11 protein-coding genes are annotated in these 16,130 nt (G+C 73.8%); 8 read left to right on the top strand and 3 right to left on the bottom strand.

Annotated features, from left to right (window positions below):
- Positions 1-205 precede the first annotated feature (205 nt).
- Positions 206-2,035: an FAD-dependent monooxygenase gene (locus BMY89_RS20400; protein WP_092381630.1), complete on the top strand. Its 1,830-nt coding sequence runs from the start codon at positions 206-208 to the stop codon at positions 2,033-2,035.
- Positions 2,036-2,120: 85 nt separating this feature from the next.
- Here BMY89_RS20400 and BMY89_RS20395 read toward each other — a convergent pair whose 3' ends face one another.
- The 3 genes from BMY89_RS20395 to BMY89_RS20385 form a co-directional block, all read right to left on the bottom strand.
- Positions 2,121-3,179 carry an alpha/beta fold hydrolase gene (locus BMY89_RS20395; protein ID WP_092381629.1) on the bottom strand — a complete coding sequence of 353 codons (1,059 nt, stop codon included), beginning with the start codon at positions 3,177-3,179 and terminating at the stop codon, positions 2,121-2,123.
- Between the two features lie 305 nt (positions 3,180-3,484).
- The gene (locus BMY89_RS20390; RefSeq protein ID WP_092381628.1) at positions 3,485-3,688 is read right to left on the bottom strand and encodes a hypothetical protein; all 204 of its coding nucleotides are present in this window, start codon (positions 3,686-3,688) and stop codon (positions 3,485-3,487) included.
- A 57-nt stretch (positions 3,689-3,745) separates the two neighbouring features.
- Positions 3,746-4,024, bottom strand: a complete 279-nt coding sequence (locus BMY89_RS20385) for a phosphopantetheine-binding protein (protein ID WP_092381810.1) — start codon at positions 4,022-4,024, stop codon at positions 3,746-3,748.
- A 185-nt stretch (positions 4,025-4,209) separates the two neighbouring features.
- Here BMY89_RS20385 and BMY89_RS20380 point away from each other — a divergent pair, with 185 nt between their 5' ends.
- The 7 genes from BMY89_RS20380 (at position 4,210) to ligA (ending at position 16,128) form a co-directional block, all read left to right on the top strand.
- The gene (locus tag BMY89_RS20380) at positions 4,210-7,035 is read left to right on the top strand and encodes an AMP-binding protein (protein WP_170147763.1); all 2,826 of its coding nucleotides are present in this window, start codon (positions 4,210-4,212) and stop codon (positions 7,033-7,035) included.
- Entirely contained in the window at positions 7,028-8,638 is a 1,611-nt protein-coding gene (gene cmdF / locus BMY89_RS20375; RefSeq protein ID WP_092381626.1) for a tyrosine 2,3-aminomutase, read from the top strand. The genes BMY89_RS20380 and cmdF overlap by 8 nt, the downstream gene beginning before the upstream one ends.
- Positions 8,639-8,673: 35 nt before the next feature.
- Positions 8,674-10,218 carry a tryptophan 7-halogenase gene (locus tag BMY89_RS20370; RefSeq protein ID WP_092381625.1) on the top strand — a complete coding sequence of 515 codons (1,545 nt, stop codon included), beginning with the start codon at positions 8,674-8,676 and terminating at the stop codon, positions 10,216-10,218.
- Positions 10,205-11,617, top strand: coding sequence for a condensation domain-containing protein (locus BMY89_RS20365; RefSeq protein ID WP_092381624.1), 1,413 nt, complete (start codon positions 10,205-10,207; stop codon positions 11,615-11,617). Before BMY89_RS20370 ends, BMY89_RS20365 begins: the two co-directional genes overlap by 14 nt.
- Before the next feature lie 15 nt (positions 11,618-11,632).
- Positions 11,633-12,487, top strand: coding sequence for a class I SAM-dependent methyltransferase (locus BMY89_RS20360; protein ID WP_092381623.1), 855 nt, complete (start codon positions 11,633-11,635; stop codon positions 12,485-12,487).
- A 12-nt stretch (positions 12,488-12,499) separates the two neighbouring features.
- On the top strand, positions 12,500-13,918 hold the full coding sequence (locus tag BMY89_RS20355; RefSeq protein ID WP_092381622.1) for a nucleotide disphospho-sugar-binding domain-containing protein: 1,419 nt from the start codon (positions 12,500-12,502) through the stop codon (positions 13,916-13,918).
- 86 nt (positions 13,919-14,004) lie between these two features.
- The gene (gene ligA, locus BMY89_RS20350) at positions 14,005-16,128 is read left to right on the top strand and encodes an NAD-dependent DNA ligase LigA (protein ID WP_092381621.1); all 2,124 of its coding nucleotides are present in this window, start codon (positions 14,005-14,007) and stop codon (positions 16,126-16,128) included.
- The last annotated feature ends 2 nt before the right edge of the window (positions 16,129-16,130 follow it).

Here is a 16,130-nt window from a genome sequence, read left to right as displayed (position 1 = left end):
GGCGGTGGCCGCCGGGCATCTCCGTGAGTGCGCGTCCGCGCGGCGGCGTCCGGCCGGCGGCCACGGATGAGGCGGCGTCCGGGTCAGCGCACGACGGAAGGTGTGCCGGCCCCTCGGCGGTGCCAGCATCGGAATCAGGCCGGGCCGCGTCTGCTGCGGGAAGGGGATGCGGCCCGGCCGTCGGGGACCGGCGGTCTGGAGGGACATGGGCGCGCGGCGGGTGGCGATAATCGGTGCCGGCCCGGCCGGACTCTTCCTCGGCCGGCTGCTCGGCCTCACGACGCGCGCGACGGCAGTAGACGTGTACGAGCGTGCCGCTCCCGGTGACACCGGAGGCTTCGGCATCGCCCTGTCCGACCGGACGATGCGGCAGCTGGCGGCCGGCGACCGGGTGCTCGCCGAGCGGGTCGGGCAGGCCGCCCGGCCGCTGTCCGGCATCGAGCTGCGGCTGCCCGACCGGCGGCTGCGCTACGACGGCTTCCCGGTCGTCACGGTCTCCCGCGCATCCCTGCTGGCCGTACTGACCGAGCAGGCGCGCCAGGTCGGGGTACGGGTACACCACGGATGCGACGTACGCGCCGCCGATCTCGACGCCGACGTGGTCGTCCTCGCCGACGGGGCCCGCTCGACGAACCGTACGGCGCGGGCGGCGGCGTTCGGCACCACCGTCCGCACCGGCCTCGCCCGCTACATCTGGCTGGGCACCGACGCCGACCTCGGTGACGCCGCGACGATGTTCTTCGTGCCCACCGAGCACGGGCCGATGGCCGCGCACGCCTACTCCTGCGGTGCTGGCCCGAGCACAGTGGTGGTGGAGATGGACGAGGGCACCTGGCGCCGGGCCGGCCTCGACCAGCCGTGCCGTGCCGGCGCGGTGCCCGGCGAGATCGGCCCGGCCGGGTTGGCTCTGCTCGACGGTGTCTTCGCCGAGCGGCTCGGCGCTGCACTGTTCGGCGAGCGCAGCCGGTGGTCCCGGTTCCCGGTGGTGACGAACCGGCGCTGGTCGGACGGGAACGTCGTGTTGATCGGCGACGCGGCGCACACCGCTCACTTCACCGTGGCGTCGGGCACCTCGATGGCGCTCGCCGACGCGCTGGCCCTGGCGGCGACGTTACGGGGACGGGGCACCGTGGCCGACTCCTTCGCCGCGTACGAGCGTCAGCGCCGGCCTGCCGCGGCGCGGGTGCAGCGCCTGGCGGGGCCCAGCATGCGGTGGTGGGAGACGTACGGGCGGCGGATGCAGCTGCCGGCGGCGCAGTTCGGCCTGCACTTCATCACCCGCACGACCGCGCTCAGCTACCTCGGCCTGCGGCGTCGCTGCCCGGCCCCGGTCGAGGCGGCGGAAACGGCGTTCCGGCAGGCCGCCGCCGCTGAACCCGCCGTCACCCCGGTCGCGGCCGGCACCGCCGCCAGCGGCTCCGCGGCCGATCGTGCCGCTGCGGCCGCACCGTCGGCATCGGCCACCGGCCGCAACGCGGTCGCCGAGCCGTTCACCGCGCGCGGACTGCGCCTGCCGCACCGGCTGGTCGGCGTCGGCGTGCCCCGCCCCGGAGCGCCCAGGTGGGACGGACCGCGTCCCGCGCCGGCCGGGTGGTTGGAGCCGTGGCCGGGCCCGGTCCAGCAGACCGGCACCGGGTGGGCCCCGGGCACCGAGGGTCGGCTGCTGGCCCCGGGGCGGCACCCGCTGCGGTTCGTCGCCCGGTCGGCAGCCGACCCGTGGGCCGACGACGAGACACTGCGCGAGCTGGCCGGGTGCCACCGTCGTGGGGTCCACGGTGTGGTGCTGCTGCCCGGTGCGCCCGGCTGGTGGGACCGTGCGGTGGAGCTCGGCGGCCGGATCCGTACGGAGCTGGGCCTCGTGGTCGCCGGCTGTGTGCCGGGTGACTGGGCCAGCGACCTGTGCCGGGACGCCGCCGTCGACGCCTGGCCGGCGCGGATTCATCTGGCCCTGGTCTCGGCCCGGCTGGACCTGGTCGCGCAGTGGCCGTACCCGGCTTCGGACCTCGCCGCGCCTGCCCTGCCGGACGAGGCGTGAGGCGACCGCCCAAGCACACGTCCGGCCGCCGCGCGCACCGCGCGCGGCGGCCGGACGTGCCCCGGTGCCGGGTGGAGCCGAAGGATCAGGCGGCGCAGTTGGCCAGTTCCGGGCTCGGCGGGGTGGCCGCCACGCCGGTGAAGAGGTTGACGCAGGAGACCAGGAAGCGCGGGTTCTCCTCGGGGATGAAGTGGCCGGAGTCGGGCGCGACAACCTCCCGTACGTCGTCGGCCACCTGCCGGAACGAGGCCGCGACCGCTGGTCCGAAGGTCGCCGCGGAGCCCATCGCCAGCACCGGCATCCGCAACCGCCGGTGGGCGTTGGCCTGGTTGTTCTCGGCGTCACCGGCGTACGCGCGGTAGTAGTTGTAGCCGGCGGTGCGGTCGGCGGGATCCCGGTAGTAGCGGTAGTAGACGCTCCGGTCGATGGCGTCGCTGTTGACGCTGAAGTCGAAGATCATCCCCAGGTAGGTGGAGACGTCGTCGTTGTCGAGGATCCGCTCGGGGATCGGCGCGGGCGCCGCGTTGAACAGGAAGTGGAAGCTCAACGTGTAGGCATCCTCGAGGCCGAAGCCGGAGAGCGTCGAGTCGAGGACCGCGATCCGGGAGACCTCGGCGGGAAACTCGCGGGCGTACGGGTAGGCGACCAGGACTCCGACGTCGTGCGCCAGGATCGACACCTGCCGGTGCCCGAGGGCGCGGACCGCCTGACGGATGCGGTGCGCGGTGGTCACCTTGTCGTACCCGTCGGTGAAGTGGCTGGAGTCGCCGAGGCCGGGCAGGTCGAACGCGACGACGGTGTGGTTGCGGGCGAGGGCCGGCATCACGTCGTGCCAGGCCCACCAGGTCTGCGGCCAGCCGTGCAGCAGCACCAGGACCGGGCCGGAGCCGCCGGTGACGTAGTGCAGCCGGCCGCCGTCGACGGCCACCGTGCCGTGCCGGAAGGACGGGTCGAAGACGGCCCTGCCCGTCAACGGCTCGACGTACTGGTCGGCGGCCGAGGAGGAGGACGCCCCGAGTACGAGCACCGTCGCGGCGGCCACGACGGCGGCGACCGCCTGGCGTCCGAACGATCTTCTCCGGCCGGCCGGGCCGCCGCCACCGTCGTCGTTGCGTCGTCCACGCCGCAGTACGGACAGAGTCATGGTGGCCCTTTCGCTGGTCGTCGATCCGTGCGGGGAGCGTCCGCGGTGCGTCACCGAACAACCAGAAAACGGTCTCAACGTGACAGATTCCGCCGATGTGGTTGATCTTAGGTACGTGACGAGATCATCATCAATGATCTATACGTGCACCCGTCGATGGCCTACCGGCTCGATGTCACGATCACGGGAACGAAATTGCGCCCCGACCGATGATTTTCGGTCGGGGCGTACGTCTGCGGGAAAAGAAGACCGTTCCTGCCGGGCGGTTCGGTGCGGCCGGTCAGACCGCGACCGGGCAGCTCGCCTCAGGCTGCGACCGGGCAGCTCGCCTCTGGCCGGTCCGCCGGGGCCGGCTGCGGCGCCGATTCCACGACGTACACGACGTCGTTGGTGCCGATGCCGCCGGCGGCGAACTGGGTGAGCCACCGGTCGGCGCTGGCCAGGTCGACCACCTCGGTGAGTGTCTGGACATGGCCGGTCGCGATGTCGTACAGCCTGATGGACAGCATTTCCCCGCTCCTCCTTCCGGTGCGACGCCGACCCGGGCGGGCCCGGACCGGCGTCGGTCAGTGACCGTCCCGGGCGCTCGCGATGACCAGGTCCACGAAGGTCGCCAGGTCCGGGTCCTCGAACAGGACCGCGGCGTCGACCTCGACACCGAGCTCCTCCTCGATCCGCCCGGTGATGCGGACGGCTGAGATCGACTGCCCCTGCAGGTCGAGGAAGGTGGCGTCGGTCGGCGCGTCGTCCCGGACCCCGAGTACGTCCCGCCAGATGGCACTGATCCGGCGGCGCAGCTCGGGGACGTCCAGTGCGGTCGGGGCGGCCCCCGGAATCTCGTTCATCGGCACTCTCTTCCAGCATGCGCTCGGCTCTGTCCTCATCGTGCGGGGCGCCGGCAGTGGCGGGCATCTCTGCGAATGCGCACTCCGGAAGACCGCGCCGCGTCCTCCGGCCACCCGGCCGGCAGCGGTCGCCGCCGCGCACGTCGAGAGATGCCCGCCCGACGGCGCTTGCCGAGACTTGCTGCGTGACGATCCACGTCCCCGCGCCGCAGCCGGTGCCGCCCATCGACCTGGACCCGGTCTCCGCCGAGGTGCGCAAGGCGGTCCGGTTGCTCGACCGACTGCGCCCGGGCGACCCGCCGGCCCTGCGCAGGTCGTACTGGGTCAGCGGTCCGCTCGACCTCGACGCCCTGCGGGCCGCTTGGCAACTGGTGCTCGACCGGCACGCGGCGCTGCGCACACCACCGAACACAGTGGACGGACCGCCCGTCTCGTCGGGCGGCCCGGCGCACCCAGACTCCTTCGCGGTGCACGGGCACGACGCCACCCCGACCGCTCCCGGCGACCTCGACACCGGCCCGCTCGCGCAGCTGACCGTGTACCCGGTCACCGCCCGGCACCACCGCGTCGTGCTCAGCGCGCACCTGGCCGTGGCAGACCCCAGGTCGATGTCGGCCTTGGCCGCGGAGCTCTCGACGGCGTACGGCGAGGCCGCCGGGATCACGCCGGTCCGCGCCGCCCCACCACGGGATGCCGCCGCGCTCGTCGCCGCCGGCGAGGTGGCCTTCGACTGGGGGCCGGACCTCGGGCGGGCCGTCCGGGACCTCGCCCTGCGGGAGGGCACCACCGTCGACACGGTGCTGCTGGCCGCCTGCCACCTCGTGCTGGCCCGGCACCGCGAGGACGACGGCGTGCCCATCGCCGTCGCGGACGACCTGAGGAAGCCGGGGCAGGAACGGGTCGTCGGCCCGATGACCACCCTGTCGCCGGTCGACGGGCGGGTCGGCGACGCGGGGACCTTCCGGGCGTACCTGCGGCGGATGGCGCGCCGCCGGCACGCCGCCCGGCGGCGCCCCCCGTCGCCTTCGCGGTGGCTGGTTCGCGCAGACGGCCCGGAGCACGGCGGCGGGCCGCGCGCCACCGTGCTCGCCGTCGCGGTGCCGGCCCCGCTGCGGTTGGCCGGCACCGAGGTCGTGGCGCTGCCGTCGCAGGTCCTGGCGCTCCCCGTCGACCTGCTCCTCACTGTCGGGCCCACCAGCGGGACCCTCACCGGCACGCTCGTGTCCCCCGCCGACCGGATCGGCCGTCGGTGGATCGAGGGCTTCCTCGGGCAGCTCCGCACCCTGCTGACCGTGGCGCTGCGCGACCCCGACCTCCCGCTCACCGAGCTACCGCTGGAGGACGCCGCACACCGGGCCGCGACGATCCGCGCCGCCGACGCCACGGCGGTGCCGACGCCCCGACCGGTGACCGAGCTGATCCACCGGTGCCAGGAGCGCTTCCCGGACGCGGTGGCCGTCCGGGGCGAGACGGGCAACCTGACGTACGCGGAGCTGGCCGCCGAGGCGTCGGAGCTGGCGGCCTGGCTGAACGCCCAGGCTCCGGTCGCCGGCCGCGCGGTGGCGCTGCGCCTGCCGATGGGGCCGGCACTGGTACGGGCATCGCTGGCCGTGCTCCACGCCGGGGGCCACATCACCTGGCTGGACCCGACCGACGCGGGGGACCGGGTCCAGACGCTCCTGGCCGACCTGCGCCCCGCCATCCTGCTGGTCGGCGACGACGCGACCGGCGAACCGCTCGCCGAATGGTTCCGCATCGCCCGAGGTGGGCTGGTGCTCGCGGCCGGGTCGGTGCCACTCTCGTCCGCTGCACCGCCCACACCGTCGCCTGCCGCGCCGACGGCGGCGGCCTACGTCGCGTTCACCGCCGGGTCGACCGGGCGGCCGAAGGGGGTGGTGCAGACCCACGCGGCGCTGGCGCAGTTCGCCCTCTGGTTGGCGCGCACCGCGCAACTGCGACCGGGAGCCCGCGTCGCGCAGTGGGCGGCCGTCACGCATGACCCGTCGCTGTGCGAGGTCTTCGCGGCGCTCACCTCCGGCGCGACCCTGGTCCCGGTGCCGCAGCGGGTGCGCGTGCACCCGGAGCGCTTCGTCCGCTGGCTGGACAGCGAGGGCATCACGATGGTGCAGACGGTGCCCAGCTTCGCCCGCGAGCTGGTCGGGGTGATCGAGCGGGACGGCAGCGTTCCGGCCCGGCTGGCACACCTGTTCCTGATCGGTGAGGCGGTCGCCGCGGGTCTGGCGAACCGGCTGCGCCAGGCGCTCACCGGCGTCCGGCTGTGGAACCTGTACGGCCCGACCGAGACGGTCGCGGCCAGCGTGTACGAGATCGTGGCACCGGTCCCCGGTGAACGTGTCCCGATCGGCCGGTCGATACCCGGCCGGCAGGTCCTGGTCGTCGACGGACGGGGCCGGCACTGCCCGGCCGGGGTGCCCGGCGAGATCGTGGTCCGCAGCCGCTACGCCGGCCCGGCCTACCTTCCGGTCGAGGCCGGCGCCGGCCCCGACGACGCGTCGTTCCGTCCGCTGCCCGGCCTGCCCGCGACCGCCGACCCGGCGGCCGGCTGCTACCGCACCGGTGACCTCGGTCGCCGCCGTTTCGACGGCGAGCTGGAATACCTCGGCCGTCGCGACCACCAGGTCAAACTCGCCGGTCACCGGCTCGAACTCGCGGCGGTGCAGGCGGGGCTGGCGGAGCATCCACTGGTCGCCGACTGCGCCGTGTCGCCGGTGACCGACCCGGACGGCCTGGTCAGCCGGCTGGTCGCCTTCGTGGCCCTACGCGCAGACGTGGAGCTGTCGGTGGTGGTGCCGCAGTTGCGCGGGCTGCTGCGCCGGCGCCACGGGCCGGTGAGTCACCGCACCTCCTTCGTCTCGCTCGACCGGATCCCCCGCAACCCCGCCGGCAAGGTCGACCGGGCCCGGCTGCCCGATCCCCGCACCGTCGCCGACGACCCCGGACGGGCCGGGTCCGCCGGCCGCCCACGACGAACGGAAGACGAGCATGGCTGACATCGACAGCGGCGCGACGCCGGTGGTCCTCGACGGTGCCGGACTCACGGTGGACGGAGTCCGGCAGGTGGCCGAGCGGGGGATGCCCTGCGTGGTGCCGGCGGCGTCGTTGGTCCGCGCGGCGGCCAGCCGGCAGCGGTTCGAGGACATTGTCCGGCAGGGCGTGCCGGTGTACGGCGTGACGACCGGGTACGGCGAGATGATCTACATGCTGGTGGACCACCCCAAGGAGGTGGAGCTCCAGACGAACCTGATCCGCAGCCACAGCGCCGGAGTCGGGCCGCACTTCTCCGAGGTGGAGGCTCGGGCGATCCTCGCCGCCCGGCTTAACGCCCTGGCCAAGGGCTACTCCGCCGTCCGTTCGGAACTGATCACCCGGCTCGAGATGTACCTGAACCTCGGCATCATCCCGGCCATCCCCGAGATCGGCTCGCTGGGCGCCAGCGGTGACCTGGCGCCGCTGTCACACCTCGCCAGCACCCTGCTCGGCGAGGGCTACGTGCTGCGCGACGGCCAGCGGGTGCCGACCGCCGGGGTGCTGTGGGAGTACGGCATCGAGCCGCTGGAGCTGCGCTTCAAGGAGGGTCTCGCCCTGATCAACGGCACCTCCGCGATGACCGGGCTCGGTGCCCTGGTGCTCGGCCGGGCGGCCGAACAGGTCCGCCAGGCCGAGATCGTGGCCGCGCTGGTGATCGAGACCCTGCGGGGGTCGACCGGTCCGTTCCTCGCCGAGGGGCACGATCTGGCTCGTCCCCACCCGGGCCAGATCGACTCCGCGGCGAACATGCGGGCCCTGCTCGACGGCAGCACGCTCACCGTCACCCACACCGCCCTGCGCCAGCAGGTCGCCGAGGAGTGGCAGCACGAGCAGGCGGTCCAGCGTACCGACATCTACCTGCAGAAGGCGTACTCGCTGCGCGCGGTCCCGCAGGTGCTGGGCGCGGTCCGGGACACCCTGGCCCACGCCCGCGCGACCGTCGAGATCGAGCTCAACTCGGCCAACGACAACCCGCTCTTCTTCGGCAGCGGAGAGGTCTTCCACGGGGCCAACTTCCACGGCCAGCCGGTCGCCTTCGCGATGGACTACGTGACCATCGCGCTGACCCAGCTCGGAGTGCTCTCCGAGCGGCGGACGAACCGGCTGCTCAACCGACATCTCAATTACGGCCTGCCGGAGTTCCTGGTGCTCGGCGAGCCGGGGCTCAACAGCGGCTTCGCCGGCGCCCAGTACCCGGCCACGGCGCTGGTCGCGGAGAACCGCACGATCGGCCCGGCCAGCATCCACAGCATCCCGTCCAACGGCGACAACCAGGACATCGTGAGCATGGGCCTGATCAGCGCCCGCAACGCCCGCCGGGTCCTGACGAACAACGACACCATCCTGGCGGTGGAGTTGCTGGCCGCCGCCCAGGCGGTCGACGTGGCCGGCCGCGCCGAGGGGCTGGGCCCGGCCGGCCGCGCCGCCTACGACCTCACCCGCTCCCTCGCACCCACCCTCCGCGAGGACCGCTACATGGCCGACGACCTCGCCGCCGTGGCGACCGCGCTGAGCCGCGGCGAACTGCTCGACGCCGTGCTGCGCGCCCGGGTGGTCCTGCGGTGATCCGGACGAACCAGAGCAATCCTGGAGGACGTGACGTGACCAACGACGAATTCGACTACGACCTGGTCGTGGTCGGCGGCGGACCGGCCGGCTCGACGGTCGCCACCCTGGTGGCGATGCAGGGGCACCGGGTCCTGCTGCTGGAGCGGGAGACATTCCCCCGGTACCAGATCGGGGAGTCGCTGCTGCCCTCGACCGTCCACGGCGTCTGCCGGTTGACCGGCGTGGCGGACGAGCTGGCCCGCGCCGGCTTCCCCGTCAAGCGGGGCGGCACGTTCCGCTGGGGCCGCAACCCGGAGCCGTGGACGTTCGCCTTCGCGATCTCACCCCGCTTCGCCAGCGACGGCGCGACCGCGTACCAGGTCGAGCGGATGAAGTTCGACCAGATCCTGCTCGACAACGCCCGGCGCAAGGGCGTGACGGTGCGCGAGCGGTGCGCGGTGGTGGACGTGCTGGAGCAGGGGGAGCGGGTGTGCGGCGTCCGCTTCGACGACGAGGACGGCGTACGCCGGGAACTGCGCAGCCGGTACGTGGTGGACGCGTCCGGCCACCGCAGCCGCATCCACCACCGGATCGGGGGCGCACGGCACTACTCGGACTTCTTCCGCAACCTCGCCCTGTTCGGCTACTTCGAGGGCGGCAAGCGGCTCCCCGAGCCCAACAGCGGCAACATCCTCGCCGTCGCCTTCCCCAGCGGCTGGTTCTGGTACATCCCGCTGGGCGACAGCCTCACCAGCGTCGGTGCCGTCCTGCGGCCGGAGGCGCTGGACCGGGTCCGGGAGGGCGACCGGGAGACGGTGCTGCGCCAGCTCGTCAGCGAGTGCCCGCTGATCGCCGAGTACCTGGCCGAGGCGACCCGGGTGACCGACGGGCCCTACGGCGAGGTGCGGGTACGCAAGGACTACTCGTACATCCACGACACCTTCACCCGACCCGGCATGCTGCTGGTCGGCGACGCGGCCTGCTTCATCGACCCGGTCTTCTCCTCCGGCGTGCACCTGGCCACGTTCAGCGCCCTGCTGGCCGCTCGCTCGATCAACAGCTGCCTGGCCGCAGAGCTGGACGAGCCGAGCGTCCTCCAGGAGTTCGAGGCGCGCTACCGCCGCGAGTACGCCCTGTTCCACGACTTCCTCGTCGCGTTCTACGACACGCATCAGGACGAGGACTCGTACTTCTGGACCGCCAAGCGCCTTAACGACGACGGTGTCGCCAGCGCGGTGCAGGCCTTCGTGCGGCTCGTCGGTGGCGGGGGTTCGGGCGAGGGTGCGCTGCTCGACCCCGACGGCTACCTGCGGGAGCGCAGGGAGGCGTTCCAGGAGCTGACCGACGTCGTGCAGAGCCCCGTCGCCGTGCCGGGGGAGGACCGCGACCTGCTGGGGGCCGCCCTACTCAAGGACGTCCTCAAGGAGGGGGTCCGGATGCAGACCCAGGCGGCGCTGGGCGGCAATGTCGACGACCAACGGCCGATCCGTCCGGGCGGGCTCGTCCCGTCAGCCGACGGGATGCGGTGGCGCCGGCCCGAGCCCTCGGCGACGGCTGGCGCGCCGGCACCGCGAGAGGCGGGGCATGACGCGCGATGAGCCCGGCCCGACGCCGTCGTTGTGGACCCTTCCGGAGGATCTCCCGACCGCCGGCGCGCAACGACCCGAGCCGCTCTCCGGCCCGGCGCGGCGGTTCGCGCTCTCCCGGCAACAGGAGTTTCTCCGCATGGTCGACAGCGGCGACGAGTCGGGACCGTTCGGGCCGCGCTACACCATCGTCGGCGGGTGGCGGATCACCGGGCCGCTCGATGTCGCGGTGCTGCGGACCGCCCTCGCCGACGTGGTCGCGCGGCACGAGTCGCTGCGGACGTCGATCGTCCGGGATCCCGGTGACCCGCACCAGCGGGTCCGCCCGCCCCAGGAGCCGAGCCTGGACGTCGAGGCGCTGCCGGGCACCGGCACGGACCGGGAACAGGTCGCGGAGATCCTGCTCAACGAGGTGGAGTCCCGGCCGGTACCGATGGCGCTGTGCCCGAGCCTGCGGGCGTACCTGGGGCGGTTCGACCGTGACGATGCCGTGCTCGTGCTCGCCGCCCACCACACCGGTGTCGACGGCTGGTCGATCCAGGTGGTGCTGCGCGACCTGGCGCTCTGCTACCGCGCGCGACGCCTCGGCCGCACTGCCGAACTGCCCGAGGTGCGCCAGTACCAGGACTACGTGCGGTGGCAGCGGCAGGCGGCCGACGCTCCGGCCGTCGCCGCCGCCCGCCGGTACTGGCGCGACCACCTGGCCGGGGCGGCGGTCACACCGATAGCGCTGGACTGGCCGCGTGGGCGGCGACAGGCCGACGGCACCGCGTGGTACCGCTTCCGGTACGACGACGACCTGCGCCGCCGGGTGCAGGCGTACGCGGCCGACCGGCGCTGCACGCCCTTCATGGTGTTGGCGGCGGCGTACGTGCGGCAGCTCGCCGCCGCCACCGGGCTCGACGAGGTGGTCATGCCGACCTTCACCCCGGGACGCCGTCCCGCCTGGACGCTCGACATGGTCGGCTCGTTCTTCAACCTGCTGCCGCTACGGGTCGCCACGCCGTCGGGTGACCGCTTCGCCGACCTGGTGGACCGGGTCAGGGCCACCTGCGTGGCGGCCTACCGCCACGAGATCCCCTTCGTCGACCTGCTGACCGAGGCACCCGCCCTGATGGGTGCCGCGGCCGGCGAGGAACACGCGTCCTGCGTGTTCCAACTGGTCCAGTCCCCGTTCATGGCCGTCGACGAGCGCATCGGCGACCTCACCTACCGCGCCATGCGGCGGCGACTGCGGTCGCAGGAGCTCGGCTCGCAGATCCCGGACGGCGCGCTCTGGGCGGTCGAGTTCGACGCGGCCGGCGGCATCGTCGGCAGCGTCGGCTACCGCCGCAGCCAGTTCCGCGCCGCCACGGTGGGCGGCCTGGTCGACGACTACCGCGACACCCTGGACCGCGCGCTGCCCGCCTGAGCGGCAGCGCCGATCATGCCCGCACCGACGGGCGAGACCACCCTGCGCCGGTACGACCGCGGCTCCGCGAGGCGTACCGGGCCGATCCGACCGGAGGTGACGATGCCCGTGGAGGCGGAGTCCACGTACCACGACCTGCTCCACGCCGACGACAGCCGCGACCCCGTGGCCGAGGCCCTGACCGTGCTGCGCATCATCCAGGCCCGCCACCCGCGGGCCGGCTCGCTGATCGAGGTGGGGTGCGGCGCGGGCGAGCGGCTGCGGGCGCTGGGCCAGCACATCGCCCTCGTCGAGGGCGTCGCTGTCGACGACGCGACGGCGGTCCTCGCCCGGCGGTCGTCGCCCGGCACCACGATCCACCAGGCGCGCCTGACCGGGCTCGACCTGGGCCGCCGCTACGACGTGGTCGCCTGTCTGCACGACGGGCTGGCCGAGCTCCCGCTCGTCGGCTACCGCGAGGTGCTGCGGACGCTGGCCGGGCTGCTGGACACCGGAGGGCTTCTCCTGCTCGCCCCGTTCTGGATGCCCGACGTGGCGATCCGCCGCACGGCCAGCGACGGATTGAGCCGTGGCGACGACGGCCGCACGCTCGTGCGGGTGTCGCGGGGCGCGCCCCGCGACGGCGCCCACCGCGTCGAACGGCACGTCCTGTTGGCCGAGGGCGACGGTGTCCGGCACGCCGCCGAGGTCCGGACGCTGCACGCGTTCGGCCGGCGCGAGCATCTGAACGCGCTGGCGGCGGCGGGGTGCGGCGCCGATTTCCTCGCCACCGGCCTCGCCGGACGGCCCCTGCTGGTCGGCGTGCGCCGACCAGCGGGCCGTCCCGGCACCGAACCGTCCCCCGTTCCCACGTTCCGACCCGCCCGCTAGCGAGGGAGAGACATGCGCGTCCTGTTCGCCATCGACCCGTCGATCGCCCACCTGTACCCCATGGTGCCCACGGCCTGGGCGCTGCAGAGCGCCGGCCATGAGGTGCGGCTGGCTTCCCCGGCTGCCTTCACCGACCAGATCGCGGCCACCGGGCTGACCCCGGTGCCGCTGGGTGACGCGGTCTGGACCGCCCGGGTCAGCGACGACCCGCTGGAGCCGAAGGGGCACGTGGAGGCGGCGCGGTACGCCGAAGTGCTCGGCCTGCACCCGGAGGAGCGCGAGTACTGGTACCTCTTCTTCCAGTACCTGCTGACCCCGACCGCCGACTACCTGCGTCCGGACCGTCCGGAGGCCGACGCCCTCATCGACTTTGCCCGCACCTGGCGCCCGGATCTGGTGATCTGGGATCTCACCCAGGCGGCCGGCGCGGTCGCGGCCCGGGTCAGCGGGGCGGCGCACGCCCGGCTCGTGTTCGCCTACGACCCGGCGGGCTGGAGCCTCGACCGTCTCGCCGCCGGCCGACAGGCCCTCGTCGCCGCCGGTCTCGACGAGAATCCGCTGGCCACGATGGTCCGCCCGCTGGCCGACCGGTACGGCGTGGAGATCGATGACGAGTTGCTGGTCGGGCAGTGGACCCTGGACACCGCGCCGCCCGGACTGGAGCTGCCGACCCGGACCCGCAAGGTGCCCCTGCGGTACGTGCCCTACAACGGCGCGGCCCCGGTGCCGGACTGGCTGCGGGAGCCGGCCGAGCGGCCGAGGATCTGCCTGACCCTCGGCGAGTCCTACCGGCGTTTTATCCGGGGCGACTGGAACCGCACCCCGATGTTGCTGGAGGCCCTGGCCGACCTCGACGTCGAGGTCGTCGCCACCCTCAACGACGTGCAGTTGGACGGGCGCATCCCGCCGCCGAACGTGCGCACGATGGACTACCTGCCGCTCAACCTGATCCTGCCGACCTGCGCGGCGGTCATCCACCACGGTGGTCTGGGTACCTTCCAGGCGGCCGTCGCCGCGCGGGTGCCGCAGCTCGTCTGCGACACCCGGGAATCGATCATGCTGCGGATGGAGGAGGAAACCGCGGAGGAGCTGACCGACGAGACCGGCATCTACCGCTCCGGCGTCGAGTACGGCGTACGCGAGTTGGACGCCCGCGAGCAGCGGCCCGCCGTGCGTTGGGTGATGCCGGCCAAGAAGCTCGAGGCGACCCCGGTGGCGAACTACGTCGTCTCCCGGGGCGCAGGCGTGCGGCTGGACCACCAGACGCAGTCGGTGACGGAGCTGCGCGAGGCGATCCGGACCGTGCTCGACGATGCGTCCTACCGGCGGGGCGCCGAGGCGATCTATGATGTCTGGCGGGCCATGCCCAGCCCGAACGACGTCGTGCCGGTCCTCGAGAGCCTTGCCGGGGACGCCCGGAACCGACGGTAGAAGTTCGCCGCTCTCCTCGGCCCGCCCGGTGGACGTTCGTCGCCATTGGGCGGGCCGACGGCCGACGCAGGAGGCAGCCGCCGACCATGACCGACACCCCGATCGTGGACGCCGAGGCGGCCACCCCCTTCACCGAGCGGTCCGCCTACGTCGAGGCTCTCGCCGCCGCCCGGGCCGCCGCCGCGAAGTACCACAACGGCAGCGATCTGCTGATGGACGACGCCGCCTACGACGCCCTGCTGGCCCGGATCGCGGCCACCGAGGCCCGCGAGTCGCGGTGGAAGCCGGCGGACTCGCCGACCGAGTTGGTCGCCGCCGGTGTCGCGGCCGGCGGCGAGATCGAGCACAGCGAGCCGATGCTCGGCCTGGACAACGTCTTCGGTGAGGAGCAACTGCGGCGCTGGGCGGGCCGGCTGGAGCGGCTGCTCAGCCGGCCCGCCGACGCGTTCGTCGTCGAGCCGAAGATCGACGGCCTGGCGATCGCGGCCTGGTACGTCGACGGTCGCCTGAGCCGGGTCGCCACCCGGGGCGACGGGCGGGCGGGTGAGGACGTGACCGGTCAGGCCCGCCGCGCCGCCGGCCTGCCCGGGCAGCTCGACCGGCCGCTGACCGTCGAGATCCGTGGTGAGGTCTTCATGACCGACGCGGACTTCGTGGTGGCCAACGAGCTGCGCACCGGGCACGGCGAACCTCCGTTCGCGCATCCCCGCAGCGCTGCCGCCGGCACGCTGCGGGCCGAGGGCCGCGCCTACGACGCACCGCTGTCCTTCATCGCCTACGACGTACGCGGCCCGGTCTGCGCGGCGGCCGACGGCCCGCCGCCGCACTCGGTGGAGATGGCCGCCCTGGCGGAGCTCGGTGTCACCTCCACCGCGGCCACCGGCGGCATGACCGTCTGCGCCACCATCGACGAGGCGGTGACGGCGGTCGAGTCGCTGCGGGTCGCGCGCGGCACCCTCGGGTACGGCGTCGACGGCGCGGTGGTCAAGGCGGACCGGCCACGGGACCGGGAACTGGCCGGCTCGTCGAGTCGGGCACCGCGGTGGGGCATCGCCTGCAAGTTCCCCGCGGACACCCGGACCACCACGCTGCTCGGCATCGAGGTGCAGATCGGCCGGACCGGTGTGGTCACGCCGGTGGCCGTGCTGGAGCCGGTGCAGATCAGCGGGGTCACCGTCACCTCGGCGACGCTCCACAACTTCGACGACCTGGCCCGGCGCAACGTCCGGGTGGGCGACATCGTCTTCGTCCGTCGTGCCGGCGACGTCATCCCGGAGATCACCGGGGCGATGCTCGAACGCCGTGATCCGGCCTCCACGCCGTACCAGCCGCCGGTGACCTGCCCGCGGTGCGGCGGCCCGCTGGACCGCTCGCAGAAGCGGTGGCGGTGCGCGGCGGGCCGGGCCTGCGGCGCCCACGAGGCGTTGGCGCACTTCGTGACCCGCGACGCGATGGACATCGACGGGCTCGGCGGCAAGATCATCCAATCCCTGGTGGCCGCCGGGATGGTCACCGACCCGGCCGATCTGTACGACCTCGACGCAGCACGGCTGGTCACCCTGGAGCGGATGGGCGAGATCTCGGCGGCCAAGCTCGTCGCCAGCATCCAGGCATCGGCCCGCCGCCCGCTGTCCCGGGTGCTCATCGGGCTCGGCGTACGGATGACCGGGCGGGCCCTGTCGCGGCGGATGGCCCGGCACTTCGGCACGATGCGGGCCCTGCTCGACGCCGGCGTGGACGAGTTGCAGCAGGTGGACGGGATCGGTCCGGAGCGGGCCGCCACCATCGTCGCCGACCTCGTGGAGCTGGCCCCGCTGATCGACCGGCTGGCCGGGCGCGGGGTCAACATGGTCGAACCGGCCGCCGCGCCACCGGCGGGAGCCGGAACCGGACCCGCCCCGGTCGACGCGGCCGGTGGGCTGCTGCGCCGGCCTGACGGCACCCCGATGCGGGTGGTGGTGACCGGCGCCGTACCGGGACTGAGCCGTACCGAGGGCAACGAGGCGGTGGAACGGCTGGGTGGCAGCGCCTCCGGGTCGGTCTCCGCTCGCACCGATCTGGTGGTGGTCGGAGAGGGATCGGGCGGCAAGGCCGACAAGGCCGCCACCCTCGGCGTACGGATCATGCCGGCCGATCGCTTCGCCGCCCTGGTCGCCGCTCACGACGCCGGGGACGCCGCGGCGGCCGCCGCGCTCCTGGTCGACGGCTGAGC

Source organism: Micromonospora phaseoli (assembly GCF_900109115.1).
Classification (GTDB): domain Bacteria; phylum Actinomycetota; class Actinomycetes; order Mycobacteriales; family Micromonosporaceae; genus Micromonospora; species Micromonospora phaseoli.
Note: the sequence above shows the minus strand (reverse complement) of the source record. Positions and strands in the feature narration are given on the sequence as shown.